This window comes from Rhodococcus sp. 06-1474-1B (assembly GCF_002258885.1).
Classification (GTDB): Bacteria; Actinomycetota; Actinomycetes; order Mycobacteriales; family Mycobacteriaceae; genus Rhodococcoides; species Rhodococcoides fascians.
The window spans coordinates 46,423-69,714 of sequence record NZ_NOYR01000014.1; the positions used below are offsets into that span (position 1 = coordinate 46,423).

The window sequence follows — 23,292 nt, forward strand, 5'->3', positions numbered from 1 at the left end:
GGTACATCTCCATGTCCGAAGTATGGTTTCTCACCGGCAGCCAAGGCCTCTATGGTCCCGAGACGCTCGAGCAGGTAGCAGTCCAGTCACGGGAGATCGCAGACAAACTCGACGGCGCACTACCGGTATCCGTCGTCTGGAAGCCGGTGCTGCTCGACGCGTCCGCGATCCTGCGGTGCATGCGGGAGGCCAACGCCGCCGAGGACTGCATCGGCGTCGTCACCTGGATGCACACTTTCTCGCCGGCCAAGATGTGGATCGCAGGCCTGGACGCGCTCGATGTTCCACTGCTGCACCTGCACACGCAGGCCGGAATGTCGTTGCCCTGGTCCACGATCGACATGGAGTTCATGAATCTGAACCAGGCTGCGCACGGTGATCGCGAGTTCGGGCACATCGAGTCCAGGGTCGGCGTACTGCGCACCACCATCGCGGGCCACGTCGACAATCCGTCGGTACGGACGCGGGCGGAACAGTGGGCGCGCGCGGCACTCGGCCGGGCCGAATTGCGTTCGCTGAAACTGGCCCGCTTCGGCGACAACATGCGCGACGTCGCAGTGACCGAAGGCGACAAGGTGGAGGCACAGCTGCGCTTCGGCGTCTCCGTGAACACCTACGGCGTCAATGATCTCGTGGACGTTGTCGACAGCGTCAGCGAGTCGGACGTCTCGGAACTAGTCGACGAGTATCGGTCGCTCTACGACCTCTCACCGAGCCTCGACAAGGACGGGGATCGTCACGACTCCCTCCGCTACGGCGCACGCGTCGAAGCGGGAATGCGGCAGTTCCTCACCGACGGCGGGTTCAAGGCGTTCACCACCAATTTCGAGGACCTCGGCGGCCTGCGTCAGTTGCCAGGATTGGCGGTGCAGCGACTGATGGCCGACGGTTACGGCTTCGGCGGCGAGGGCGACTGGAAGACGTCGATGTTGTTGCGCGGCATGAAGGTCATGGCCGAGGGACTGGAGGGCGGTACGTCCTTCATGGAGGACTACACCTACCACCTCGTCCCCGGTGAGGAGAAGATCCTCGGTGCACACATGCTGGAGGTGTGCCCGTCCATCACGACGTCTCGTCCGACACTGGAAATTCATCCACTCTCGATCGGCGGCCGCGAGGATCCGGTGCGGCTGCGATTCACGGCCGATCCGGGGCATGGCGTCGTCGTCGGACTGTCCGACGTCGGTGAGCGATTCCGATTGACGGCCAACGTGATCGACGTGGTCGAGCCCGACGAGGCGCTGCCGAAACTACCCGTGGCATGCGCAGTGTGGGAACCGCAGCCCTCACTGTCGGTGTCGGCCGAATCGTGGTTGACCGCAGGCGCACCCCACCACACGGTGTTGAGTACCGCCATCGGTCTGCCTGTGCTGGAGGCATTCTCGGACATGATCGGTGTCGAGCTGCTCGCCATCGATTCCGGCACCACGACGCGTGGGTTCCAGCAGACTCTCCGATGGAACGCGGCGTACCACCGACTCGCAGCGAGGTTGTGAGCTGGTAGTGCCCGCCGTCTAACCGTGTCGAGCGCGGTATTCCTCTTCGGCCCCGGGGTGCAGAGGAATACCGCCCGTCATGACCAGTGAGCGTGCGTCGAGAAATTGGCTGCCGATCGCTTGCCCGGGGACCAGGGCCGACGATCGGTCGAGCAGAACGCTCACCAGTGCGGCGACAACTCGGTTCGGCACATCGGGGTGGGCCAACAGCAGATTCGGGATTCCGACGGTCGTCACCCCCGGGTGCGAGCCGTACACGTTCGCCGGAACCGGGACCGCCTCGTACGCGGTGCCGAACGCCCGACGCAGGTTCGGAACTAGACTGCCCAATTCGAGCAACCGGATCTCGCTACTCGGGTCGGCGAAAGCCGGGGTCGGCAATCCACCCGCCCACATCACAGCGTCGATCTCGTTGTCGGACAACGCGGTCGCTGCCGCCTTCATCGACAATTGAACTTCACGAACTGCATCCGGTCCCGAGACGCCGGCCGCGTCGAGGATCCGATGCGAGAGAACCGTCGCCCCCGATCCGGGCGCGCCGGTACTCACTCGTCGTCCCCGTAGATCGCTCGCTGCGAGGATGGTCGAATCGGCCCGCACAGCGACCTGAAAGTAGTTCTCGTAGACACATCCGACCGCGGCCAGGTCGGTACTCGGGTGGCTGTATGCGGCGTCGATCAGCGTCATCGCCAGTTCGGCACGACCGGAGATCAAGGCGTCGAGGTTGTCGAGAGAACCGGATGTCGTGAGCGGCACTACCTCGACCTCCGACATTCCGGCAGCCGCGTCGGACAGCAGGCCGGAGAACTCCCAGAAGAAGCCACCCACCTCGCCCGCCGCCAGGCGAAGTTGCATCGGCGGGTCCGTGGCGCAGGCTCCCATGGCCGCCGCGGTCAGCGACACGACACCGGCCCGCAGAGCTGTTCTTCGAGAGAACAACGCAGCGGGCCGGAGCATGTCACTCACTGTAAGTCGTCATAGGTCAGGCGAAGGCCTTGCCCTGCTCCCTGTCGAGGACGGTCTCGGTCTTGTTCCGCAGCACGAAGATGTACACCAGGAGCGAGATACCGATGACGACGGTCACGTACAGAATGAACCACCCGACGTGCCCACCGTTCTTCGCGGCCTGGTAGATCAACGGAGCGGTACCACCGAACGCGGAGTTCGCCAGCGCGTAACCGAGGCCGACTCCCAAGGCGCGGATGTGTGAGGGGAACAATTCGGCTTTGACGATCGCGTTGATCGAGGTGTAGCCGGTGAGGATGACGTAGCCGACGCAGACCAGCGCCAGTGACTGCACCACCGACGTCGCCGACGGCAGATACGTGATGAGCACGTAGGTGTAGAGCACGCCACCGACGCCGAAGAAGACCAGCAGAGGCTTGCGTCCCACCTTGTCGCTGATCAAGCCGCCGATGGGCTGCAGCAACATCAGGAAGATCAGCCCGAACAGGTTGATCCAGGTCCCGGTCATTCCGCGGTCCTCGTACGCTGCCTTGATCATCGAGGGTGCGTTGACGCTGTAGGTGTAGAACGCGATGGTGCCACCGGCGGTCACCATGAAACAGATCAGCAGAGCGCGCCAATGCTTTCCGACCAATTCCTTGAGAGATCCGGACGCCTGATCGGCACCGCTACGAACTGCCTCGAGCTGATCCTTCGTCAGGGACTCGTCCATGCTGCGGCGCAGCCAGAAGACAACCACTGCGGCGACGCCACCGATGAAGAACGCTATGCGCCAACCGAAGTCCTCGATCTGCTCCCGCTCGAAGAAGACCTGCATGAGCAGCAGCGTGACCTGCGCCAGAACGTGGCCACCGATCAGCGTGACGTACTGGAACGAGGAGAAGAATCCGCGACGCTCACGAGTGGCGGCCTCGGACATGTATGTCGCCGACGCTCCGTACTCACCACCGGTGGCGAAGCCCTGCACCAGACGGCACAGAATCAGAATGACCGCGGCCCACACACCGATGCTCTCCCGGCCGGGGGTGAACGCGATGACCATCGAGCAGGCCGCCATCAGCGAGACACTGAATGTCAGTGCAGCTCGGCGACCGTTCCGGTCTGCGTAGCGTCCGAAGAACCACGAACCGACCGGACGCATCAGGAACGTGACCGCGAAGATCCCGTAAACGTAGATGGTCGAATTCTTGTCCGCCGAATCGAAGAACTGATTTTCGAAATACGTCGCGAAGACGGTGTAGACGTACACGTCGTACCACTCGACGAGGTTGCCCGACGACCCACGCAGTGTGTTGTAGACGGCGCGGCGGGTGGCTGCGGGAGACGAGACCGGCGGGTTCGCACGAGACGAACCAGCGGTCGAAGTGGCCTCGTTGGCCATGGGCAGGTCCTTCCACAGATAGCTTGCGGGTGGGTCGCCGAACGCGTGACGGCAACCGAAGTCCTTCTACTGTGACCCCCAGCACAGCGAGAACCAAGCTGTTTCGCGTTTCCTAACACTCCCTTAGGACAAGGACACGCTCGAGCCGTGACGCGGGAGCAGCATTCGGACGATCAAACCGGACGGTCGATGAGCGTCGACCTCGAGGCGTCCTCCCACTCGTTCGATCAGGGCCGCGACTATTGCCAGGCCGAGCCCCGTTCCGGTCCCGTGAGCACTCGATGCCCGAAAGAACCGGTCCGCGATCATCGGTAATTCGGCAGCGGATACACCCGGGCCGGTGTCGGTGATCGACACCACGACGTGATCGTCGCCGGCTCGGCAGTCGATGTCGACATCCGCTCCCGAACCGGCGTACTTGGTCACGTTGCTCAGGATCGCGTCGAGCATGCGCACCAGGTCTTCCTCCGGTACCGCAGCAGTGTGATCGGCTCCCGGGTCGGGATCCGCGACACGGACGGTCAACCCGGCCACTGTCAGTGCGTTCGACCAGAATCGGACTCTGTCGGTGAGCACGAACAGTACGTCGCACGCGGTCTCGCGATGCAGAACCGGCGTCTCGGCAGCAGCGAGAACCAGAAGATCCTCGACGACGGAGTCGAGCCGATCGACCTCCAGTGTCGTTCGCTGGTGCGCTTCGGCGACCGATTCGGGCACCCGCATTCCCAACACGTCCAGTCGAATTCGTAATGCTGCCAACGGGTTACGCAATGCATGGGCGGTGTCGGCCACCAGACGACGCTGCGCAGCGGTCGCGTTCTCCACATCGTCTGCCATCGCGTCGAACGCACGCGAGAGCGCTCGAACCTCGGGCGGACCGACGTGTGCGTCCGACTCGAGACGTGGCGAGTCGTCGAGAGGCCGGCGATCGTGAAAGGCGTCGCCGAACGATTGGACTCGCATCGACAACGACGTCAGTGGACGAACGACCCAGCGCGACAACGCAGCAGCGATCAGCGCCACCGTGGCCAAGATCAGCAGCGCACCGACAGCGATCACCGCCCACCCGATCGCCACATCCCGGCGGGCCGCGTCGGTGGAGGCTGCAATCACCACGGCACCGTCGACCTGCGTTCCCCCACCGATCGGTGCTGCCACCAGTACCGACGACGGCGACCACGGCGTCACACTCGACGGAAGGCCACCGCGTTGATTGCGCAGGGCACCGGCCACCGCCTGTTGAACGTCCGTGCGCGTCGTATCCAGACCCGATGCAGCACGGACCGCTCCGGTGCGGTCGACCACCACGATCCCCTCGCCGTACAGATCGTTGTAGCGCTGCACCGACTCTCGGATTCGAGAATCACCCGACTCGTCCTCCCGGGAGCTCAGTTCCGCGAAGTACGTTGCAGCGGCAGCTCGATTCTCACCGAATCGTTGGGCGCGTTCGCGCCCCAGCAACAATCCCAGCGGAACCGACAGCGCGAGAACGACGACGGCCGAGTAGACCATCAGCACCACGAGAACCCGGCGCCGCACGTCAGCCGTCCCAGCGGTAGCCGAAGCCGCGGATCGTGGCGATGGTCCCGGGTCGGCCGAGCTTGGCACGCAACGTCGTCATGTGCACGTCGAGCGATCGCGAGATCGCCACGTACGCATCGCCCCAGATCGCATCCATCAGCTGTTCGCGGCTCACCGCTTCACCACGTCGGGTCGCCAGGTGCGCAAGCAGGTCGAACTCTTTGGTGGTCAGCCCGATGTCTCGCCCGTCGACTTCGACACTGCGCCCGACGAGATCGACGACCACGTCGCCCAACTCGAGCCGATCCACCGCCGCATCACTCGTTGCGCTCCGACGCCGCGCCGCCACTTCCAGCCTCGCGTGCAACTCCCCCAATCGAGCGGGCTTGACGACGTAGTCGTCCGCGCCCGCGCGCAGAGCTCGGACCACCGACCGCTCGTCGTCCCGCGCGGTCAGCACCACCACGGGCACCGAACTCAAGGTCCGCAGCTTACGAAGCGCCTCGAGGCCGTCCATGTCGGGTAAGCCGAGATCGAGGAGAACGACACCCATGCCGTGGTACCCGAGCAGCAGGTCGGCACCGCGGCGCATCCGGACAGGGTCGTGCCCCACCTCGGTCAGCGCATCCACCAACGCGTCGCCGACGCCGTCGTCGTCCTCCACCACCGCTATTCGCATCGCCTCGAGATTAGGCCACGATCGGCCGCCTCGCCCCCGTGGAGCGACCATGACAATGCCGAGCGATGTAAGCACTACAGGACCTCTAGTTAGGTTCGGCACTCCTTATATAGACTCCGTCGGTGCTCAGCGAGATGACGTACCTCGACCGCCCCGGTGTGCGCTTCGCGCGCGACCTCGGCCGCTTCGGTGACGAAGCTGCCCTGATCGCGGCACACGAGACGCTTACCTACCGTGACCTCGACGAACGTGTCGAGCGTCGGGTATCGGAACTCGGGACGACGCGTTGTCTCGTGATGATCGCCGGTTCCAACGACGTCGACGTGATCGTCACGTATCTGGCGGCGCTGCGGGCCGGGCATCCGGTACTGCTGGCTCCGGGCGACAGTTCCGGCCACTTCGACGGGCTGATCGACGCCTACCGGCCCGATGTGGTGGTACGCACCGTCGACGGCCACAGCGTCATCGAGAAGGACGACCGACAACCTGGGCATCACCTGCACCCCGACCTCGCGCTGCTGCTCAGCACGTCCGGCTCGACCGGTTCGCCCAAGCTCGTCCGACTCTCGCACCGAAACGTGCAGTCCAACGCCGAGTCGATCGCGGAGTATCTCGGCATCCGCGCCACCGACCGAGCGGTGACGACGCTGCCCATGCACTACTGCTACGGGTTATCGGTCGTGCACAGCCACCTTCTACGCGGTGCCGCCTTGATTCTGACCGATTCTTCCGTCACCGATCCCAACTTCTGGAACCTCGTGCGGACTCAGCGCGGAACAACGTTCGCCGGCGTGCCGTACACCTTCGATCTACTCGACCGGATGGGGTTCGAAGGGCTGGATCTGCCCGAGCTGCGCTACATCACGCAGGCCGGTGGCAAGATGCCGCCGGATCGCGTCCGGAAATATGCCGAGCTGGGTCGACGTCGGGGATGGGACCTGTTCGTCATGTACGGGCAGACCGAGGCAACCGCCCGAATGGCCTATCTGCCATCCGATCTCGCCGCCACCCACCCGCACACAATCGGCCGTCCGATTCCCGGAGGATCCTTTCGCCTGGAGACAGTCGACGACTCCCCGAGTGGGACAGGCGAACTCGTCTACTCCGGGCCGAACGTCATGCTCGGCTACGCAGAGGGTCCCGACGACCTCCGCCTCGGTGACACCCTCGCGGGCGAACTACACACCGGCGACCTCGCGCGGCTCACGGACGACGGGTTCTACGAGGTGGTGGGGCGCCGAAGTCGATTCGCGAAGGTGTTCGGCCTGCGTATCGACCTGCAGCACGTCGAGTCCGCACTCGCACAGCACGGGCTGACGGCGTGCTGCACCGGTGGTGTCGACGAGCTGGTCGTCGTCGTGGAGGGCGGAAACGTCGACGAGGTCCGCCGCACGGCCGCTCGGACCAGCAGCCTCCCCGACGCCGCGGTCCGAGTGTGTCTCGTCGACGAACTGCCGCGAACGCCCACCGGCAAACCCGATCTGCGTGCCGTTGCGAACTTCGCGGACCGGCACGGGCACCCGTCGGACGCCGTCTCGACCACCTCTGACGTGAAGGCGCTGTTCGCCGAGATCCTGCACTGCTCACAGGTGGACGACGACAGTACATTCGTGAGTTCGGGCGGCGACTCCTTGTCGTACGTCCGCATGTCCATGCGACTGGAGGCCATGCTGGGCCATCTCCCCGAGAACTGGCACACCACACCGGTGCGTGAGTTGGATCGTGGGCCGCGCAGGCGCCGCGGCTGGCGCCGAGTGGAGACGAACGTTCTGCTGCGCGCCCTGGCGATCGTTCTGATCGTAGGCTCACACATTCACCTGTTCGCGGTACTCGGCGGAGCGCACGTACTACTCGGAATTGCCGGCTACAACTTCGCCCGCTTTCACCTCGGCGCAGCCGACCGCAACGAGCGGTTGCGGCGTGTACTGAGGAGCGTCGCCCGAATAGCCGTTCCCAGCATGCTGTGGATCGGATCTGTCATCGCCCTCACCGGGGACTATCGAATCACCAGTGCATTTCTACTCAACGGAATCCTCGGCCCGGACGGGTGGTCTGCGGAATGGCGGTACTGGTTCGTCGAAGCGATCGTGTACATCGTTCTCGCCGTAGCTGCTCTGCTTTTCGTGCCGTTCGTCGATCGTCTCGAACGCTGTCACCCGTTCTGGTTCCCGATGGGACTCGTGGGCCTGGGACTCGTCGCCCGCTACGGCCTGATCGACATCGACGACAGCCCCAACCGCATTCTGACCGCGTCGGTGGTCTTCTGGTTGTTCGCCTTGGGTTGGGCTGCGGCGCAAGCGGACACTGTCCAGCAGCAGCTGTGGGTGACGGCGGCCATCGTTGGCACGGTGCCCGGATTTTTCTTCGGTGACACCCAACGAGAAGTCATCGTCACTGCCGGCCTGTGCATGTTGGTATGGCTGTCGTCGATTCCATTCCCCATGATGTTGAGCCGGGTGGCAGGAGTGTTGGCGAGCGCCTCGCTCTACATCTACCTGACCCACTTTCAGGTCTACCTGCCACTCCGCGACGACCACCCCGTGCTGGCATTCGTTCTGTCGATCATCGTCGGAATTCTGTACTGGCAGGCGGTCGACCTCGCACTCGCTCTGCACAGACGTGTCAGGAACCGCGCTCGACAGGCCAAGAGGAGCCCCACCGCGACATCGGCCGACTCGAGTCGCCGCTTTCGCACGCTCGGCGACCGCTGGCCAGGCTTCGAATCAGGGTGATTCGAACCGTCGCTGCACGGACTCGGACGGGTTAGCTTCGGTAACGATGCTCGAGCCGTGGTAGACGTCGGTCTGCCCAACAGTGAGGACAGTCGCACCGCATGGCGCTCAACAACGGAACTCTGATCCACCTGGTCGCACGAGAGGGAAAGCAGGACGAGGTCGCCGCGATCCTGGGCGAAGCACTCGGATCGGTGGCGCGGGATCCGCAGACCGCGACGTGGTACGCGTATCGGATCACCAACACCGAGTTCGGGATCTTCGGTTCGTCCGAGAGTCAGCCACCCCTCGGCCAGGACGGCCATCCGGTGCTCACCCGACTGTCCGACGACCTGCTCGCGCACGCGCCGTCGGTGCAGTCGTTCGACGTGCTCGCCTCCAAGGTCTGATGTCGACCGACCTGCGATGAGCAGCAGGTTCACCCCAGTACTCCGACCCGCTGATCGAAAGAGCCGAACATGAACGCAGGGCCCGACACCGCACGCAAGCAGCTGGTACTGAGCGCTTTCGACATGGCGTGCGTGGTGCACCAGAACCCCGGCATGTGGACCGACGCCGATGACCAGACTCACCGCTACACCGACATCGAGTACTGGGTGAAATTGGCCCAGACGCTGGAAGCGGCGGGTTTCGACATCCTCTTCCTGGCCAACGTCCTGGGGTTCTACGACGTGTACGGCGGCAACCGAGACGCCGCACTGCGTACCGCTGCACAGGCGCCAGTAGCCGATCCGCTGTTGACGATCTCGGCCATGGCCGCGGCGACGAAGACGCTGAGTTACGGTGCGACGGTCTCGTCCACCTACGAGCTGCCGTACAAGTTCGCCAAGACCATGACGACACTCGATCACCTCACCAAAGGCCGGGTGGCGTGGAACGTCGTGACGTCCTACCAGCAGAGCGCAGCAGTCAATCTCGGCCTGACGCAGCAGATCTCGCACGACGAACGGTACGAGATCGCCGACGAGTTCATGGAGGTCTGCTACAAGCTGTGGGAGGGCTCGTGGGAAGAGGACGCGGTGGTGCGCGACCGCGCTCGTGGCGTCTACACCGAGCCGTCCAAGGTGCACGACATCGACCATGCCGGTAAGTACTTCACCGTTCCCGGTGCGCATCTGGGCGAACCGTCCCCGCAACGCACGCCGTTCTTGTTCCAGGCCGGGGCGTCGGCCCGGGGGCGCAAGTTCGCCGCCAAGCACGCCGAAGCGGTCTTCCTCGTCGGAGTCAACCCCCACGACGTTCGCCCCATCGTCGACCAGTACCGCATGTTGGCCGCCGAGCAGGGACGCGATCCGCGAAGCCTGAAGATCATCATGATGCTCACCCCCATCGTCGCCGAGACCGACGAGGCCGCGCACGAAAAACTGCTGCAGGTTCAGAAGCACGCCCAGGTCGACGCCGCTCTGGCACTGTGGGGCGGATGGACCGGAGTCGATCTCTCGGGAGCCGACCCCGACAAGCCGTTGGACCAGTTCCGAGGCGACGGCATCCGTGCGTTCAGCGACATGCTCACTCGGGTCGACAGCGAATTGGTATGGACACCAAGCAAACTGGCGGAGTGGCTGTGCGTGGGCGGCATGAGCGCGAGCATCGTGGGCTCACCGAAGACGATCGTCGATCACTTCGAGGAGTGGATCGAGATCGCCGATGTCGACGGCTTCAACATCGCTCGCGTCACCAACTTCGAGACGTTCCGCGACTTCGGTGAATTGATCACCCCCGAACTCCGTCGCCGCGGCTTGATTCCCGACACCAACCGCACCGAGGCCACCTCCCTGCGTGAACTGGTGCTGGGGCAGCCGCGTCTGCGTGACGACCATCCCGGCGCGGCATTTCGGCCCGCCGCGACGACGGGTCCCCGTCCGGCCCCGCCGACGACCATTCGTGTCGCACCCCGCAATGTCGGACTCCTGGTCACCCTCACCGCCAAACCCGACACGGCAGACGCCCTGGAAAACTGGCTCACCGAGATGCACACCCACGCACTCGACGAGCCGGGCACCACAACCTGGTATGCAATCAAGTTGAGCGAGAACACGTTCGCGATCTACGACACGTTCCCCGACGAGGACGGACGCCAAGACCACCTGCACGGCAGCATCGTGAAGTCGCTTCGCGAACGCCAGCAGGAGCTTCTGGCCGAGCCGCCGACCATCCGTCAGGTGGACCTGCTCGCAGTCAAATCCCTGTTGACGGTCTGATCCACGGACGTCAGCGGCTCATCTCACCTACTGTTCTTCGAGGGGGAGCACCGGGTTTCAGGGCCGCGGGTCTGCGGGGCGGCCGAACATAATTCGGTATCGCCCCAGCGCGCTCGTATGCCGGCCTGAAGCGATGGAATGGCAGGCTTCCGAATGCCTATCACCCGTTCATTCAGTGGCCGATCCAGGAGAAGCGACTACTCCTGCCGGTGGTGCGCGACGGAACGGCCGTGTGGCGGGACCCGCGGACCGACCTGACAGTTGCCGAGATCGGCCTGCTGACCGACTGACCACGAGATCCACAGCGCACCAGAGTCATTCGGTAGAGCTGGTACGAGAAACAGGCGGTATGGTCGCGACCAATCGATCGATCACCGAACGGACGACCTCCGGAGCCGGGGCGTGCGTCAGCAATCCCTCCACGACGAACGTCCCGATGCGCAGCATCGCATCGGCTTCGGACCCGGACAGTCCAGCCTTCTCGATATCGGAAGCGAACAACGATTCCGCGAAGTGGTGGAAACCGTTGTGCCAGTGCTCGATTGCTGCCGACTTGGTAACTCGGTCGTGCACCGTCGATACCAGAGGGCCCACCCTCTGCAGTTGCTCCACGAGCCAGACCAAACGGTCGGCCAGGGATCGATCCGCGACGGTCGCATAATCTGCCGCGTCCTCGGCCGCGATAGCGGTCAGCACTGCGACCAGGATGTCGTCCTTGTCGTCGAAGTACCAGTACACGGTGTTCGGGGTGATCCCGACAGCTTTCGCCAGACGGCTGATCGATGCGCGCTCGAAACCGTCGGATACGAACATCTCGCGGGCAGCGGCGACGATGTCGTCGCGCTTGCTCTCCCTGTCGTGCAGTCCGCGATTCTTGGGCATGTCCCGGAGTTTATCTTGAATGCCATTCAAGACACTGCTACCGTTCTTGATGACCGTTCAAGAGATGGAGACGTGGCAGATGCCGAACACCGGACGCACAGCCCTGATCACCGGCGCATCCGCAGGCATCGGCGCGGCCTTCGCCCGTCACCTCGCCGCCGAGGGACACAACCTCGTTCTGGTAGCCCGTCGCGAGGATCGGTTGACTGCACTGGCAAACGAGCTCACCACGCGCCACAGCGTGCGGTGCGACGTGGTGGCCGCCGACCTGGCCGATCGCGACGCTCCCCGCGCAATCATGGAGCGCACGCGAGCCCTGGGTGTCGACATCGACATACTCGTCAACAATGCTGGAATGTCGGGGAATTCGAAGTTCGCCGACGCTCCATTCGAGTCGCTGGCCGCGGAGATCCAGGTGATGATCACGGCGGTGACCGAACTTGCTCACCTCACTGTTCCTGGCATGAAAGAGCGAGGATACGGACGCATCGTCAACCTCTCGTCGCTGGCGGCCCTCCTTCCGCCCGCAGCCAGTCTGCTGTACACCGGCATCAAGTCCTACGTACTCGACGTGTCGCAGTCACTCGACATGGAGCTGCGTCCCCACGGCATTCACGTCACCGCGCTCTGCCCGGGCTTCACGCACAGCGAGTTCCACGATGTCATGGGAACCAGGGAGGCGGCCACATCCAAGCTCCCCTCTATCCTGTGGCAGAACCCCGAGGACGTCGTCCGCGAGGGATGGCGCGCGGTCGAGAACGGCACTCCGGTGTGCGTGCCCGGGTTGGTCAACAAAGCGACTGCTGTTGCAGCCAAACCGATTCCGACACGTATCGGGTACTACCTCGGCCGGACACTCAATCCCTTCAAGTAACGAGTTTCGATCCATACAGTCTTTGCTGAACAGAGGAACAATCGCATGATCACCGACGACCACACCGGTTTCACCCGTACCGAGACGTCATTCCACTCGAACGGAGTTCGTTGCGCTGCTACGGTTTTCCGGCCGAGCAGCCCGGCCTCCGACCGTCTGCCGGTGATTGTCATGGCCCACGGGTTCGGCAGTCCCCGAGCCATGCGCCTGTACGCCTACGCGGAGCGTTTCGTCGCGGCCGGTTACGTGGTGTGCGTCTTCGACTACCGGTTCTTCGGGGACAGCGAGGGCGAACCGCGCCAGCTGTTGGACGTGAACGAACAGCTCATCGACTGGCGAAACGCCGTCGACTTCGCTCGCTCATTGGACGGAGTCGACGACAATCGGGTCGTCGGCTGGGGTACGTCGTTCGCCGGTGGCCACGTACTGACGTTGGCGGGCAACGGGGTTCGATTCGCAGCCGTCATCGCCCAGGTACCCCACATCGACGGCATTGCTGCCGTTCGCGCAACCGGATTGCGACAGGCTGTGCGGCTGGCACCGGCCGCCATGTCCGACGCTGTGCGCGCTGTCCTCGGCCGATCGCCGCGCTACGTCGACAGCGTCGGACTACCCGGCCAACGAGCCGTGATGGTCTCGCCCGACGCGATGAAGGGGCGTGACCGTCTCGTCCTCGAGTCCGGACTGTCCGACGGCGACTACCCCGAAACCGTCGCTGCACGAATCCTTCTGAAGATCTGGCGCTACTCCCCCGGGAGAACGATGTCACGTATCGACTGCCCCACTTTGGTGCAGATTGCGTCCGAAGACACAGTGACCCCGGCATCCGTCGCACAACGCGCCGCGGCGAAAGTTCGCGGTGCGACGGTTCGAACCTACGAAGGCGGTCATTTCGACCCGTACGTGGAGCCGCTGTTCTCCTCGGTGATCGGAGATCAGCTGACCTTCCTCGCCGATACTGTGCCCGTGCAACTCCGGGCTGTCCCCTCCGCCTGACCGCACGTTCGGTGCACCCCACAGTTCTCGGATTGGATCACCATGCCCGACGGCGCGAGCAGCTCCGAACTCTGGCTGTTGCGAACATATTTCGGTGAGGACGACGACGCAATCTGGACGTCCTTGACGGAGTCGGCGCGCAGCACACGATCTTCCGTCCCGGGTGCCGAGCTGGTCGTGTCGTCGGACCGAACACAGTGCCAGCAGCGCATTCGACGGGTCGTCGCACGACTGGCGACGCGCGCCGAGGCGAACGACGGACTGTATGTCGCGCTTGCCGACAAGCAGACGTTCGCGCGCCCGGATCGAACGCTGCTCACCATCGACTGTTCGGCGGTTCCGCGCAACGCCGAACGCATACCCTCGACTCGGATGGCTCCGGACAGTGCCTTCCGGTTGGGCATCGACGGGCATGCACCGAAGCTCGAACCGGCCCGGTTGCCGAAACCGAAACAGGCGCCTACGTTTCACCACTCCGAGCCACTCGCCGCCGACCTCGCCGACCGTGTCGGGGAGGCAGTCCGAGCCAGTCTGCGCTGGCGATCGGACATGACACGAGACGGTTTCGGTGGGTAGACATCGGGACTCACCGGCAAGACGTGCGCCCACCGAGCGACCGGCCGGCATGCGGGCGAACGACGAGACACCCGACCCGCTGCTGCGGACGGGGGTCGTCGTTCAGACTCTGCTGTTCGGGTTGCTCGGCATCGGCACCACGTTCACGCAGGACGGCCCCACGGAAGGGCTCGGCACCGTACTGACCTACGCCGTGTGCATCAGCACGATTCCCGTCGCCCGGATCATGAGCAAGGCCGAATTCGGGATGGACTGGTGGTCTCGCCGCGCACCCGTCAACAACTGGTTCGTCGTGTATTGCGAACTCGGTGTCACCGTGGTGACGGCAACCTACGCTGATCCTCTTGCAGCGCTTCAGGGTGCGATGCTTCTCGCACTGGTCGGTGCGTACGCCGCGCACTTCGCTCGACCGAAAGTGATCTGGTTCCACGTCGTGTGGAGCACGGTGTACATGCTCGTACTCGGAGCATCAGCATTGGCGACAACCCCTACCGACACCGTATCGGTCGTCCTACGAGTCGTGGTGGCCATCACGGTGATCAACGGCGCTGTCACGCTGCTGTCGGCGTTCTCACGAGCAGTACTGCACTCCTCTCGGGTTCATCTGTCCGACGCGATGACCGACCCACTGACCGGAGTGCTCAACCGGCGAGGCCTGGAAGCCAGAGCAGTCGGTGCCGGCAACGACCCCGTTCGCCCGGCCTTGGTGCTGATCGATATCGACCACTTCAAAGCCGTCAACGACCACCACGGCCACTCCGCGGGCGATGTCGCATTGAGGCTGACGGCAATGCGATTGACCATGAGCGCCGGGCGACACGCGGCGGTCTCACGACTGGGCGGCGACGAATTCGTCGTCCTCGTCCCGGATCCGACACCGACGCTCGGCGAATTCGCCGAGCGCCTTCGGCAGGCCGTCCATAACGTCGCGGACGACATCCCGATCACCGTCAGCGTCGGTGCCGCACTGCCACAGGTGGATCCACGCTCCACCCGCACCGTGTTCGACCGAACACTCGCCGCCGCCGACGAGGCTTTGTATCGCGCGAAACGCAACGGCCGCAATTGCGTCGCTCTTGCGCGTCCGCCCGGCGATATCGTTCACTGACGACGGCGTACGGCGATCTGGTTTTCCGGGTTTCGCGACGACGAAGGCGGGAACTCGGTTGTATGCCGCCCAACTCGCTCTGGCTCGACCGACCCGACCGCTTGCCCTACCGCGCGATCGATTTCACCCAGAAGTACGACACCGTGGTCATCGGGGCCGGACTCACAGGTTTGGTCACCGCCCTGCTGTTCGCACGAGCCGGAGAACGCGTCGCGGTGCTCGAAGCCCGCACGATCGGTGCCGTCGCGACGGGAAACACGACAGCCAAGATCAGTGTTCTGCAGGGCACGAAGCTGTCGTCGATAGCGTCGAAACATTCGCACCAGCAGGTGCGGCGTTACGTGCAGGGCAACACTGCTGGGCAGCAATGGCTGCTCGAATACTGCGCGGAGCGGGGTATAGCGGTCCAACCCGAGACGGCGTACACGTACGCCACGACCAGCTCCGGTCTCACCGCCGTTCGCGATGAATTGCGCGTCGCTCTCGGTGCCGGACTGAACGCTTCCTACGGCACCGACACCGAACTTCCCTTCGACGTCGCCGGTGCCGTGTCTGTTCCGGACCAAGCTCAATTCGATCCGATGGACGCCCTCATTGCCTTGGCCGAGGACGCCTCGAGCGCGGGTGCGGACATCACCGAAGGCACCCGAGCACTCGGTGTGAGACGAAGGCTTCGTCACGTCGACGTCAAGACGGATCAGGGTCCACTCCGCGGGTCGCGGGTCGTCTTGGCCACTGGCACACCCATTCTCGATCGTGGTGCATTCTTCGCTCGAATGGAACCGATGCGGTCGTATGCCGCCGCGTACGAGATCGACGGCGACGTTCCACGCGGAATGTACCTCTCGGCCGACTCCCCCAGCCGATCGATCCGGTATGCGCCCACCCCGGCCGGCGATCTACTCCTCATCGGTGGAAACGATCACGTCGTCGGGCGCGAGTCTTCTCCGCAGGCCCAGGTGAACGACCTCGACGAATGGACCGCAGAGAACTTCCCCGGGGCCCGACGACGATACAGATGGTCCGCGCAGGATTACGGGTCGATCGACGCGCTGCCGTACGCCGGACCACTGCTGCCCGGCGACGATCGCATCTGGGTCGCCACGGGTTACGACAAATGGGGAATGACGAACGCCGCGGCGTCCGCGCTCGTTCTTGCACAGCGGGCGTTCGGCGGTCGAACCGACTGGGCCGGCGCGTACGACAGCTGGAAGCTGCGCCAACTCACCGGCATCGTCGACGCGATCCGTATCAATGCCAACGTGGGACTGAACATGACGAAAGGATGGGCGAAGCCGATCACCGGGGGCTCGAAAACCCCACTGGTCGAGGGTCAGGGCCACGTCGAGCCCGGCATCGCACCGAAGGCTGTCTGCACCGTCGACGGCGTCACCCACCGCGTGTCTGCGGTGTGCCCACACCTCGGCGGCATCGTGGCGTGGAACGATGCCGAGAAGTCCTGGGACTGCCCGCTGCACGGTTCGCGTTTCGCTGCCGACGGCTCCGTGTTGGAGGGTCCCGTCACGTCGGGTCTGAATCCGTTGTCCTGACCCTCACATGTGTGGGCAGGAGGCGTCTCACTACCGCACTATCGGCATGACCTGACGCACCTTCGGATCCCGTAGGTACAGCGCACCCCATGCAAGAATTCCGACGTAGACCGCGAACAGGACCGTACTGAAGAGCGGCTTGTCGACCCGCCAGTTGGTGAGAACGGCACCACCGAGGTAGCCGGTCAGGAGAACGGCACCCAGAAATGCGGTGCGCGGCACCACGTACAGCACCAAGCACACCAGTAGCACGACGCCGATGACGGGCGTCATCTCGTCGCGCAGCCCCAATTCCACCGTCGCGTCTTTCACCTGCTGCACATTCAGCAGTTTGCCGACGATATCGAAGATCAGAAACAGCGCCAGCAGGCCGGTGAGGACCCAGCCGACGCGCGCAGCGGTACGTGACGTGGTTGCAGGAGTGGTCGTCGTGGTCATGATGTTCTCCGATGTTCGAGATGCACGATGTCGCCGGTATCGACTGCCGTCGGTACGGAAACTCACCGCGGCCCCGGATTCGGTGTCGATCGAGCCACCGTCGCGAGTCCACTCGAACCCGGTGACAGTAAAGTCGAAGAATGTCAGTGCGAGCAGGTGTTGTGGTCACGGGAACCGAGGTTCTTTCGGGTCGGGTGTCCGACAGGAACGGCCCATGGGTCGCCCAACGTCTCTTGGAACTGGGCGTCGACGTCGCCCACATCACCGTGTGCGGGGACAGGCCCGATGATCTCACCGCACAACTTCGCTTCCTCGCCGATCAGCGTATGGACCTCATCGTCACCACTGGCGGGTTGGGGCCGACCGCCGACGATCTCACGGTCGCGACCGTTGCCGCGCTCTACGGTCGAGAACTCCAGCTCGACGTCGAACTGGAGCAGCGCATCCAGCAGATCGTGCAGCGTTGGCGGAGTCGCCTGAGTTCCTCGACCGATTCGGAGCCCCTTCTCGCGGGCATCCGCAAGCAAGCCATGGTTCCGCAAGGCGCGCTGTCCATTTCGCCGACCGGCACTGCTCCCGGCGTCGCGATACCAGCGAGTGACTCCGGGATGCTGCCTGCGGTTCTGATTCTGCCGGGCCCACCGCGCGAACTACAGGCTATGTGGCCCGAAGCTGTCCAGACAGCGCCGGTCTCGCGAGTGTTGGCCAGGAGTACCGCGGTTCGCCAGGACACCATCCGTGCGTACGGTCTGTCGGAGGCCGACCTCGCGGCGACCTTACGAACAGCGGAGCGCGAGGTAGCGGGATTCGGCGACCTCGAGATCACCACCTGCCTGCGTCTCGGTGAACTCGAAATGGTGACGCGCTATCCAGAATCAGCGGCGGCCGCATACTCCGACGTCGCAGCACTTATCGAGAAACACTATGGCTCACAGGTATTTTCGACCGACGGATCCACTATCGACGACATCGTGGCGAGTCGCTTGGCGGGCCGTCGCATCGCAACGGCAGAATCGTGCACGGGCGGCATGATCGCCGCGCGTCTCACCGACCGTGCCGGGTCGTCGGCATATGTGATCGGCGCAGTGGTGTCGTACGCAAACGAAGCGAAGACCGAGCTTCTCGGTGTTCCAGCCGAGGTCATCGAGCAGCTCGGAGCCGTGAGCGAACCGGTGGCTGCACTGATGGCGGAGGGCGCGCTGAACCGGGTGGGCGTCGACATCGCTGTCTCGACCAGTGGCATCGCAGGCCCCGGTGGTGGCACCGAACTCAAGCCCGTCGGCACCGTGTGCTTCGCGACTGCCGTCCGCGATCAGCCGACCGTCACCCGGACACTTCGACTGCCCGGTGACAGGGCAAGTGTGCGTTCGCTTTCCACCACCGCAGCGATGCACATGCTCGCCGACGCCCTGGAGCCAACGATCTGATTCTTGTGGTCAACGACCGACGATGGACTCCTCGATCGTCTTCGCCACCAGTGCCGCATCGTCGATCATCGGCACATGGCCGACGTTTGCCAGCGTGACGAAATGCGCCCCGGGTAGCCGCTGACGGGCCGCAGGGACGAAATGTTCGGGCGGGAAGATGCGGTCTCCACTCGACCACGCCACAGTGACGGGGCATGGCATTTCGGTGAACGGTGCCACGCTCTCGCGGGTGTTCAACAGGTCGTGAGCCGCATCGCATCCGACGAGGTCTTCGAATGATGCGGCAGCCTGCTGGTGCGTCATCTGCTTGCCGCGCAACGCAATATCACGCATGGCGAGCTGGCGAACGAACCCGAACCGCATCAGCGGCGGCATCAGCGAGCTGGTGGCGTCGGCCAGCTTCTTGGTTCGGATCAACGTCGCCCGACTCTTACCCGGATCGGCGTCGGGCTCCCAGAAACCGGCGGGCGAGAGCGCGCACACCGAACGGGCCCGGCCTCTGCGAGCGAGCTCGATACCCATCCACCCTCCCATCGAATTGCCCGCGATGTGCACGGTGTCGAGACCACGATCATCGAGCAGCTGCTCTGTCACATCGGTCAGAGCACCGATGCTCGCGTGATCGAGACGACGTCCACCGCGGTGCCCCGCTGCGGTCGGGACGACGAGGTCGTAGCTCTTCTCCAGAAGCGGTGCGACGGTGTCCCACGCTCGAGCCGACATCGTCACTCCGTGCAGCAGCAGAAGTGGAGGTTTGGTGCTCATCGATTTCTCTCGTTTCGTCGAGGGTGCCAGCTCTGCGTCGCCGTCGAGTATCCGCTACTCGACGTTGGGGTTCGAGTAGTCACGCGTGCGTACCGCGGCCTCGCTCTTCGGCGATGGAGTTACCGCCGTCGACAACGAGGACCTGGCCGGTAATGTACGACGCCGATGCGGATGCGAGGAATGCGACGAGTGCCGCGACTTCGTCGGGCCTTCCGGAACGCCCGAGCGGGCTGGCCGCTCCCATTGCGTTTTCGTGTTCGGTTGCCGATCCCGTCGCGATCCAGCCTGGCGCAACGATATTGGCAGTGATTCCGCGATGCGCGTTATCGATCGCTATCGACCGCGTCAAACCCACCAATGCCGCCTTGGCAGCGTGGTACGAGGCATCTCCTCCGTAGGCCATCACCGAGCCGGATACAGACCCTAGGTTCACGATTCGTCCGAACCGCTGCTCCGCCATGGGCTCGAGCGCGGCGCGGGTGACGAAGAAGTTCGTGTCGAGGTTGCGTGAAATTGCCGCGTGCCACTGATCGTCCGAGGTGAGCTCGGCCGGAGTTTGTTCTTCACTGCCCGTTGTTGCGGTCATGCCCGCGTTGTTCACCAATACATCTACCCGGCCGAACTGTTCGACTGCGTTGTTCACCAGTCGCCTCGCGGTCGACGAGTCGGTGAGATCGCCGACGAAGCCGATCACCTGCGCACCGGTAGCAGTCAACTCCGCGACACGGAGCTCGATCCGCGACGACGTCGCAGCGATGACGAGCGAGTGTGTTGCCGCCAATAATCGTGCGCAGGCGAACCCGATACCGTCGGGGCCGCCTGCACCCGTCACCACCGCTACGGGCCTATCGATCTGGGCCGCAGTCGAAACCATGAGTCGAGCACCTCCACAATCGAACGAGCGAACGATGAAACCCCGGGGGGAAAAACCTACTCTCGGTCCCTCGAAGCAAGAGCCTCGAGCGCGTCGAGGTACATCTCGATCTGCTTGGCGAACACCTCTTCGTAATTGATCCGTGCCAGTTCGGCTTTGGCTTGCTCCGCATACGGGAACTTCTCGGGATGCTTCGGGGCGTAGACCTGGACCCACCCTTCCTCCACTTCGCGCGGGTCCGACGCACTGAGCCGAGCGCCCTCGGCACTGACCGAACCGAGAACCAGATTCGCGAAGACCTGATACTGGATCACCGCGGCACGGCCTCGCAAACCGGCCATGTGCATCGCCCGAAGAACCCATTCGACGGCCCTGAGTTCGTTCGGTCCGTTGGTTATCAGGAAGAACGTGGCAGCGGCCGCCGCCGGGTGCGCCGTCGTCGTTCGCCACGCACGCCACGCGAGATCTTCGAGATCCGCGCGCCAGTCGTCGGTCGGCTCGTAGCCGTCCAGAGACAGCTCGTCGAGATGATCGGCCACTGCGGTGAGCAGGTCGTGGCGACTTGCGAAGTGTCGGTACACCGCCGTCGGGGACGCCTTCAACTCGTCACCCAGTCGCGAGAATTTCAACGACGGCTCGCCCTCGGTATCGAGAATTTGCATTGCCGCGGCGATGATTTCCTCCTGCGACAGCGATCCCCTCTTGCGACGCTTGCGTACGTCCGAACTCATCGGCACATCCCTTCGCGTCCGACGCATCGAGCGCGTTTGGACGTGTTTCCGTCTCGCTCTGACGCGATTTTCCTTAGTGAATGCTATTGACTATCACCTTGACTATGACCATAGTCACTGGAACACCAAAGAGATACGACCCGAGACAGGACGAGCCATGGACGCCCCCACGGCACCCGAGCTGCGATTCACATTCCGCATCGTCGCCGACACCGGCCCCTACCTACCCCTCGAACAACGAGCCACCGAGCTGCTCGAGTTCATTCCCATCACCGGCGGAACCATCGAAGGCGATGTTTCCGGAACCATCATTCCCGGCGGTGGTGACTGGTGCCTGACTCGCGCGGACGACGCCTACCGGGTCGAAGCGCGATACCTGATTCGTACCGATCAGGACGACATCGTCGACGTGGTCAACCTCGGGATAGTCCGTCACCTCCCCGGTGAGTCCGGCGAAGAGATGGGCTACTTCCAGTCCACTCCCCGATTTCGGACGACGTCACCACGACTTCAGTGGCTCACGCGTTCGGTGTTCGTGGGCCGCGCGACATCCCACGCAACCGGCACCACGATCGACGTCTTCGAAGTTCTGGCCTGATCACTCCCCGTCCCACTCCACAGGAGGCACAACATGACTCAGGCACACCCCGTTCTCTGGACGCTCGGTGCCCGCGAGATCGCCCGACTCGTTCGTACTCGCGCAGTGACCGCACGCGAGGTGATCGACGCGCACCTGGACCGCATCTCCGAAGTCAACGGTCACCTCGGCGCTCTCACCGTCGTATTCCACGACCGCGCACGCGCACTCGCCGACACCATCGATCGCCGAATCGCCGACGGTGAGGATGTCGGTGAGCTCGCCGGGGTACCGATCTCCGTGAAGGAGAACATCGACCTGACGTGGTCTGCGTCGACGCAAGGCTGGACCTTCCTCGCGGATGCGATTCCGACGTCGGATTCGACAATGGTCCGACGGCTGATGGAAGCAGGCGCGATCCCGATCGGCCGGGGAAACATGCCCGACACCGGATTGCGTTGGGACACCGACAACGAACTCTTCGGGCGGACCTACAACCCATGGGATCGTGACCGAGTCGCCGGCGGCTCCAGCGGCGGAGACAGCGTCGCCGTGGCCACCGGCATGTCCGTCATCGGACTCGGCAACGACTACGGCGGATCTCTACGATTGCCCGCCTACGCTGCCGGTATCTGCGCACTGCGACCGTCGGCGGGCCGAGTGCCTGCACCCTCACCCGTCGAGGCCTGGCCCCTGACGGAACAGTTCTTCGCAGTGAACGGACCGATCGCTCGCCGGGTCGACGACCTGGACACCGCCTTCTCGCTGATGCACGGGTCGGACGGCCTGGATCCGATGGCGTCCTCGATTCCTCACCCGACCACCTACGACGGCGTACGTCGCGTCGCCGTCACGCGCGATCCCGCCGGCTGGGGTGTGGATCCGCAGGTGGCCGAAGCAATCTCGGTAGCTGCCGATGCTCTGACCGCTGCGGGGTGGGAGGTCGTCGAGGCCGAGGCACCCATGATCGAGGAAGCTGCAGTGCTGTGGCGTCGACTCTCGGTCACCGAGTTCGTCGGCAATTTCCAACCCGACAGCGGTGCCGAGCCCCTCGGCGCGGGCGCAACGCAGTATTTCCTCGACAACTCCTCGGAGACCGAGGTCTACGAGTCGATCGCCGAGTACAAGGCTGCGTGGGGTCAGCGTGTGCTGATTTCGGCAGCGTGGGAGAGGTTCCACGCCCAGTACCCGATCGTGTTGGGCCCGGTCTCGGCGCGGCGGATGACTGCCGTCGGCTACGACTTGTCCGGTCCCGAAGCGACCACGCAACTGTGGCGTGATCACCGGTTACTGGTGACGGTCAACCTCCTCGGCCTGCCCTCGGTCGCCGTGCCCACCGGGCTCGACTCGGACGGCATCCCGTCCGGCGTTCAGTTGATCGCTCCGCGCAACGGCGACCACATCGCACTCGCGGCGGCCCGAGCCGTCGAGCAGAGCGTCGGAACGTTCACTCCGCTGAAGAAGCCGGCGGGGATGGACCTGCAGAACGTGATCGGCTGACTCCGACTGCCACGGAAC

Annotated in this window: 20 protein-coding genes and 1 pseudogene; 12 read left to right on the plus strand and 9 right to left on the minus strand. The window is 64.2% G+C overall.

Annotated features, from left to right (window positions below):
• Nucleotides 1-11 precede the first annotated feature (11 nt).
• A complete protein-coding gene (gene araA / locus CH266_RS03745; RefSeq protein ID WP_176456999.1) occupies nucleotides 12-1,496 on the plus strand; it encodes an L-arabinose isomerase in 1,485 nt (494 codons plus the stop codon).
• 18 nt (nucleotides 1,497-1,514) lie between these two features.
• On the opposite strand, the gene CH266_RS03750 is transcribed toward araA, so the two are convergent.
• The 4 genes from CH266_RS03750 to CH266_RS03765 all read right to left on the minus strand — a co-directional run bounded on the left by CH266_RS03750 (nucleotide 1,515) and on the right by CH266_RS03765 (nucleotide 6,043).
• Nucleotides 1,515-2,453, minus strand: a complete 939-nt coding sequence (locus tag CH266_RS03750; RefSeq protein ID WP_081371416.1) for a TAXI family TRAP transporter solute-binding subunit — start codon at nucleotides 2,451-2,453, stop codon at nucleotides 1,515-1,517.
• A gap of 25 nt (nucleotides 2,454-2,478) precedes the next feature.
• Nucleotides 2,479-3,843: an MFS transporter gene (locus CH266_RS03755; protein ID WP_032372988.1), complete on the minus strand. Its 1,365-nt coding sequence runs from the start codon at nucleotides 3,841-3,843 to the stop codon at nucleotides 2,479-2,481.
• A gap of 123 nt (nucleotides 3,844-3,966) precedes the next feature.
• The gene (locus CH266_RS03760) at nucleotides 3,967-5,382 is read right to left on the minus strand and encodes a sensor histidine kinase (RefSeq protein ID WP_255175833.1); all 1,416 of its coding nucleotides are present in this window, start codon (nucleotides 5,380-5,382) and stop codon (nucleotides 3,967-3,969) included.
• A gap of 1 nt (nucleotide 5,383) precedes the next feature.
• The gene (locus tag CH266_RS03765) at nucleotides 5,384-6,043 is read right to left on the minus strand and encodes a response regulator transcription factor (RefSeq protein ID WP_032385566.1); all 660 of its coding nucleotides are present in this window, start codon (nucleotides 6,041-6,043) and stop codon (nucleotides 5,384-5,386) included.
• Between the two features lie 134 nt (nucleotides 6,044-6,177).
• On the opposite strand from CH266_RS03765, the gene CH266_RS03770 reads away from it, so the two are divergent.
• From CH266_RS03770 to CH266_RS03780, 3 genes and pseudogenes are all read left to right on the plus strand, one after another.
• On the plus strand, nucleotides 6,178-8,775 hold the full coding sequence (locus CH266_RS03770; RefSeq protein ID WP_080731056.1) for an AMP-binding protein: 2,598 nt from the start codon (nucleotides 6,178-6,180) through the stop codon (nucleotides 8,773-8,775).
• Between the two features lie 101 nt (nucleotides 8,776-8,876).
• Nucleotides 8,877-9,164 carry a hypothetical protein gene (locus CH266_RS03775; protein WP_032368847.1) on the plus strand — a complete coding sequence of 96 codons (288 nt, stop codon included), beginning with the start codon at nucleotides 8,877-8,879 and terminating at the stop codon, nucleotides 9,162-9,164.
• A gap of 69 nt (nucleotides 9,165-9,233) precedes the next feature.
• Nucleotides 9,234-10,631: pseudogene (locus tag CH266_RS03780) on the plus strand (LLM class flavin-dependent oxidoreductase); the annotation flags it as partial.
• 660 nt (nucleotides 10,632-11,291) lie between these two features.
• Here the strand turns inward: CH266_RS03780 and CH266_RS03785 are convergent.
• Complete coding sequence (locus CH266_RS03785) at nucleotides 11,292-11,858, minus strand: TetR/AcrR family transcriptional regulator (protein WP_032368845.1); 567 nt, start codon at nucleotides 11,856-11,858, stop codon at nucleotides 11,292-11,294.
• Between the two features lie 79 nt (nucleotides 11,859-11,937).
• Between CH266_RS03785 and CH266_RS03790 the strand changes: the two genes are divergently transcribed.
• From CH266_RS03790 to CH266_RS03810, 5 genes are all read left to right on the plus strand, one after another.
• Nucleotides 11,938-12,732: an SDR family NAD(P)-dependent oxidoreductase gene (locus tag CH266_RS03790; RefSeq protein WP_094714815.1), complete on the plus strand. Its 795-nt coding sequence runs from the start codon at nucleotides 11,938-11,940 to the stop codon at nucleotides 12,730-12,732.
• A 45-nt stretch (nucleotides 12,733-12,777) separates the two neighbouring features.
• Entirely contained in the window at nucleotides 12,778-13,728 is a 951-nt protein-coding gene (locus CH266_RS03795; RefSeq protein WP_094714749.1) for an alpha/beta hydrolase, read from the plus strand.
• A gap of 42 nt (nucleotides 13,729-13,770) precedes the next feature.
• On the plus strand, nucleotides 13,771-14,304 hold the full coding sequence (locus tag CH266_RS03800; protein ID WP_027496150.1) for a DUF6924 domain-containing protein: 534 nt from the start codon (nucleotides 13,771-13,773) through the stop codon (nucleotides 14,302-14,304).
• Between the two features lie 49 nt (nucleotides 14,305-14,353).
• Nucleotides 14,354-15,412, plus strand: a complete 1,059-nt coding sequence (locus CH266_RS03805) for a GGDEF domain-containing protein (protein ID WP_052053756.1) — start codon at nucleotides 14,354-14,356, stop codon at nucleotides 15,410-15,412.
• Nucleotides 15,413-15,474: 62 nt separating this feature from the next.
• Complete coding sequence (locus CH266_RS03810; RefSeq protein ID WP_094714750.1) at nucleotides 15,475-16,962, plus strand: FAD-dependent oxidoreductase; 1,488 nt, start codon at nucleotides 15,475-15,477, stop codon at nucleotides 16,960-16,962.
• 30 nt (nucleotides 16,963-16,992) lie between these two features.
• Here CH266_RS03810 and CH266_RS03815 read toward each other — a convergent pair whose 3' ends face one another.
• On the minus strand, nucleotides 16,993-17,400 hold the full coding sequence (locus CH266_RS03815; protein ID WP_032364793.1) for a DoxX family protein: 408 nt from the start codon (nucleotides 17,398-17,400) through the stop codon (nucleotides 16,993-16,995).
• Nucleotides 17,401-17,540: 140 nt separating this feature from the next.
• Here CH266_RS03815 and CH266_RS03820 point away from each other — a divergent pair, with 140 nt between their 5' ends.
• Nucleotides 17,541-18,827: a competence/damage-inducible protein A gene (locus CH266_RS03820; protein ID WP_094714751.1), complete on the plus strand. Its 1,287-nt coding sequence runs from the start codon at nucleotides 17,541-17,543 to the stop codon at nucleotides 18,825-18,827.
• A gap of 9 nt (nucleotides 18,828-18,836) precedes the next feature.
• Here CH266_RS03820 and CH266_RS03825 read toward each other — a convergent pair whose 3' ends face one another.
• The 3 genes from CH266_RS03825 to CH266_RS03835 form a co-directional block, all read right to left on the minus strand.
• Nucleotides 18,837-19,592, minus strand: a complete 756-nt coding sequence (locus tag CH266_RS03825) for an alpha/beta fold hydrolase (protein ID WP_094714752.1) — start codon at nucleotides 19,590-19,592, stop codon at nucleotides 18,837-18,839.
• Nucleotides 19,593-19,671: 79 nt separating this feature from the next.
• The gene (locus CH266_RS03830) at nucleotides 19,672-20,466 is read right to left on the minus strand and encodes an SDR family NAD(P)-dependent oxidoreductase (protein WP_094714753.1); all 795 of its coding nucleotides are present in this window, start codon (nucleotides 20,464-20,466) and stop codon (nucleotides 19,672-19,674) included.
• Between the two features lie 56 nt (nucleotides 20,467-20,522).
• Complete coding sequence (locus CH266_RS03835) at nucleotides 20,523-21,197, minus strand: TetR/AcrR family transcriptional regulator (RefSeq protein ID WP_217900985.1); 675 nt, start codon at nucleotides 21,195-21,197, stop codon at nucleotides 20,523-20,525.
• A gap of 157 nt (nucleotides 21,198-21,354) precedes the next feature.
• Here CH266_RS03835 and CH266_RS03840 point away from each other — a divergent pair, with 157 nt between their 5' ends.
• Nucleotides 21,355-21,795, plus strand: coding sequence for a DUF3237 family protein (locus CH266_RS03840; RefSeq protein ID WP_176457000.1), 441 nt, complete (start codon nucleotides 21,355-21,357; stop codon nucleotides 21,793-21,795).
• 33 nt (nucleotides 21,796-21,828) lie between these two features.
• Nucleotides 21,829-23,274, plus strand: a complete 1,446-nt coding sequence (locus CH266_RS03845; protein ID WP_094644568.1) for an amidase — start codon at nucleotides 21,829-21,831, stop codon at nucleotides 23,272-23,274.
• Nucleotides 23,275-23,292 lie beyond the last annotated feature (18 nt).

Bases quoted from the DNA above. Each gene is read 5' to 3' on its own strand.
- araA (WP_176456999.1), top strand. From the start codon at position 12: ATGTCCGAAGTATGGTTTCTCACCGGCAGCCAAGGCCTCTATGGTCCC.
- CH266_RS03750 (WP_081371416.1), bottom strand. From the start codon at position 2,453: ATGCTCCGGCCCGCTGCGTTGTTCTCTCGAAGAACAGCTCTGCGGGCC.
- CH266_RS03755 (WP_032372988.1), bottom strand. From the start codon at position 3,843: ATGGCCAACGAGGCCACTTCGACCGCTGGTTCGTCTCGTGCGAACCCG.
- CH266_RS03765 (WP_032385566.1), bottom strand. From the start codon at position 6,043: ATGCGAATAGCGGTGGTGGAGGACGACGACGGCGTCGGCGACGCGTTG.
- CH266_RS03770 (WP_080731056.1), top strand. From the start codon at position 6,178: ATGACGTACCTCGACCGCCCCGGTGTGCGCTTCGCGCGCGACCTCGGC.
- CH266_RS03775 (WP_032368847.1), top strand. From the start codon at position 8,877: ATGGCGCTCAACAACGGAACTCTGATCCACCTGGTCGCACGAGAGGGA.
- CH266_RS03785 (WP_032368845.1), bottom strand. From the start codon at position 11,858: ATGCCCAAGAATCGCGGACTGCACGACAGGGAGAGCAAGCGCGACGAC.
- CH266_RS03790 (WP_094714815.1), top strand. From the start codon at position 11,938: ATGCCGAACACCGGACGCACAGCCCTGATCACCGGCGCATCCGCAGGC.
- CH266_RS03795 (WP_094714749.1), top strand. From the start codon at position 12,778: ATGATCACCGACGACCACACCGGTTTCACCCGTACCGAGACGTCATTC.
- CH266_RS03800 (WP_027496150.1), top strand. From the start codon at position 13,771: ATGCCCGACGGCGCGAGCAGCTCCGAACTCTGGCTGTTGCGAACATAT.
- CH266_RS03805 (WP_052053756.1), top strand. From the start codon at position 14,354: ATGCGGGCGAACGACGAGACACCCGACCCGCTGCTGCGGACGGGGGTC.
- CH266_RS03810 (WP_094714750.1), top strand. From the start codon at position 15,475: ATGCCGCCCAACTCGCTCTGGCTCGACCGACCCGACCGCTTGCCCTAC.
- CH266_RS03815 (WP_032364793.1), bottom strand. From the start codon at position 17,400: ATGACCACGACGACCACTCCTGCAACCACGTCACGTACCGCTGCGCGC.
- CH266_RS03820 (WP_094714751.1), top strand. From the start codon at position 17,541: ATGTCAGTGCGAGCAGGTGTTGTGGTCACGGGAACCGAGGTTCTTTCG.
- CH266_RS03825 (WP_094714752.1), bottom strand. From the start codon at position 19,592: ATGAGCACCAAACCTCCACTTCTGCTGCTGCACGGAGTGACGATGTCG.
- CH266_RS03830 (WP_094714753.1), bottom strand. From the start codon at position 20,466: ATGGTTTCGACTGCGGCCCAGATCGATAGGCCCGTAGCGGTGGTGACG.
- CH266_RS03835 (WP_217900985.1), bottom strand. From the start codon at position 21,197: ATGAGTTCGGACGTACGCAAGCGTCGCAAGAGGGGATCGCTGTCGCAG.
- CH266_RS03840 (WP_176457000.1), top strand. From the start codon at position 21,355: ATGGACGCCCCCACGGCACCCGAGCTGCGATTCACATTCCGCATCGTC.
- CH266_RS03845 (WP_094644568.1), top strand. From the start codon at position 21,829: ATGACTCAGGCACACCCCGTTCTCTGGACGCTCGGTGCCCGCGAGATC.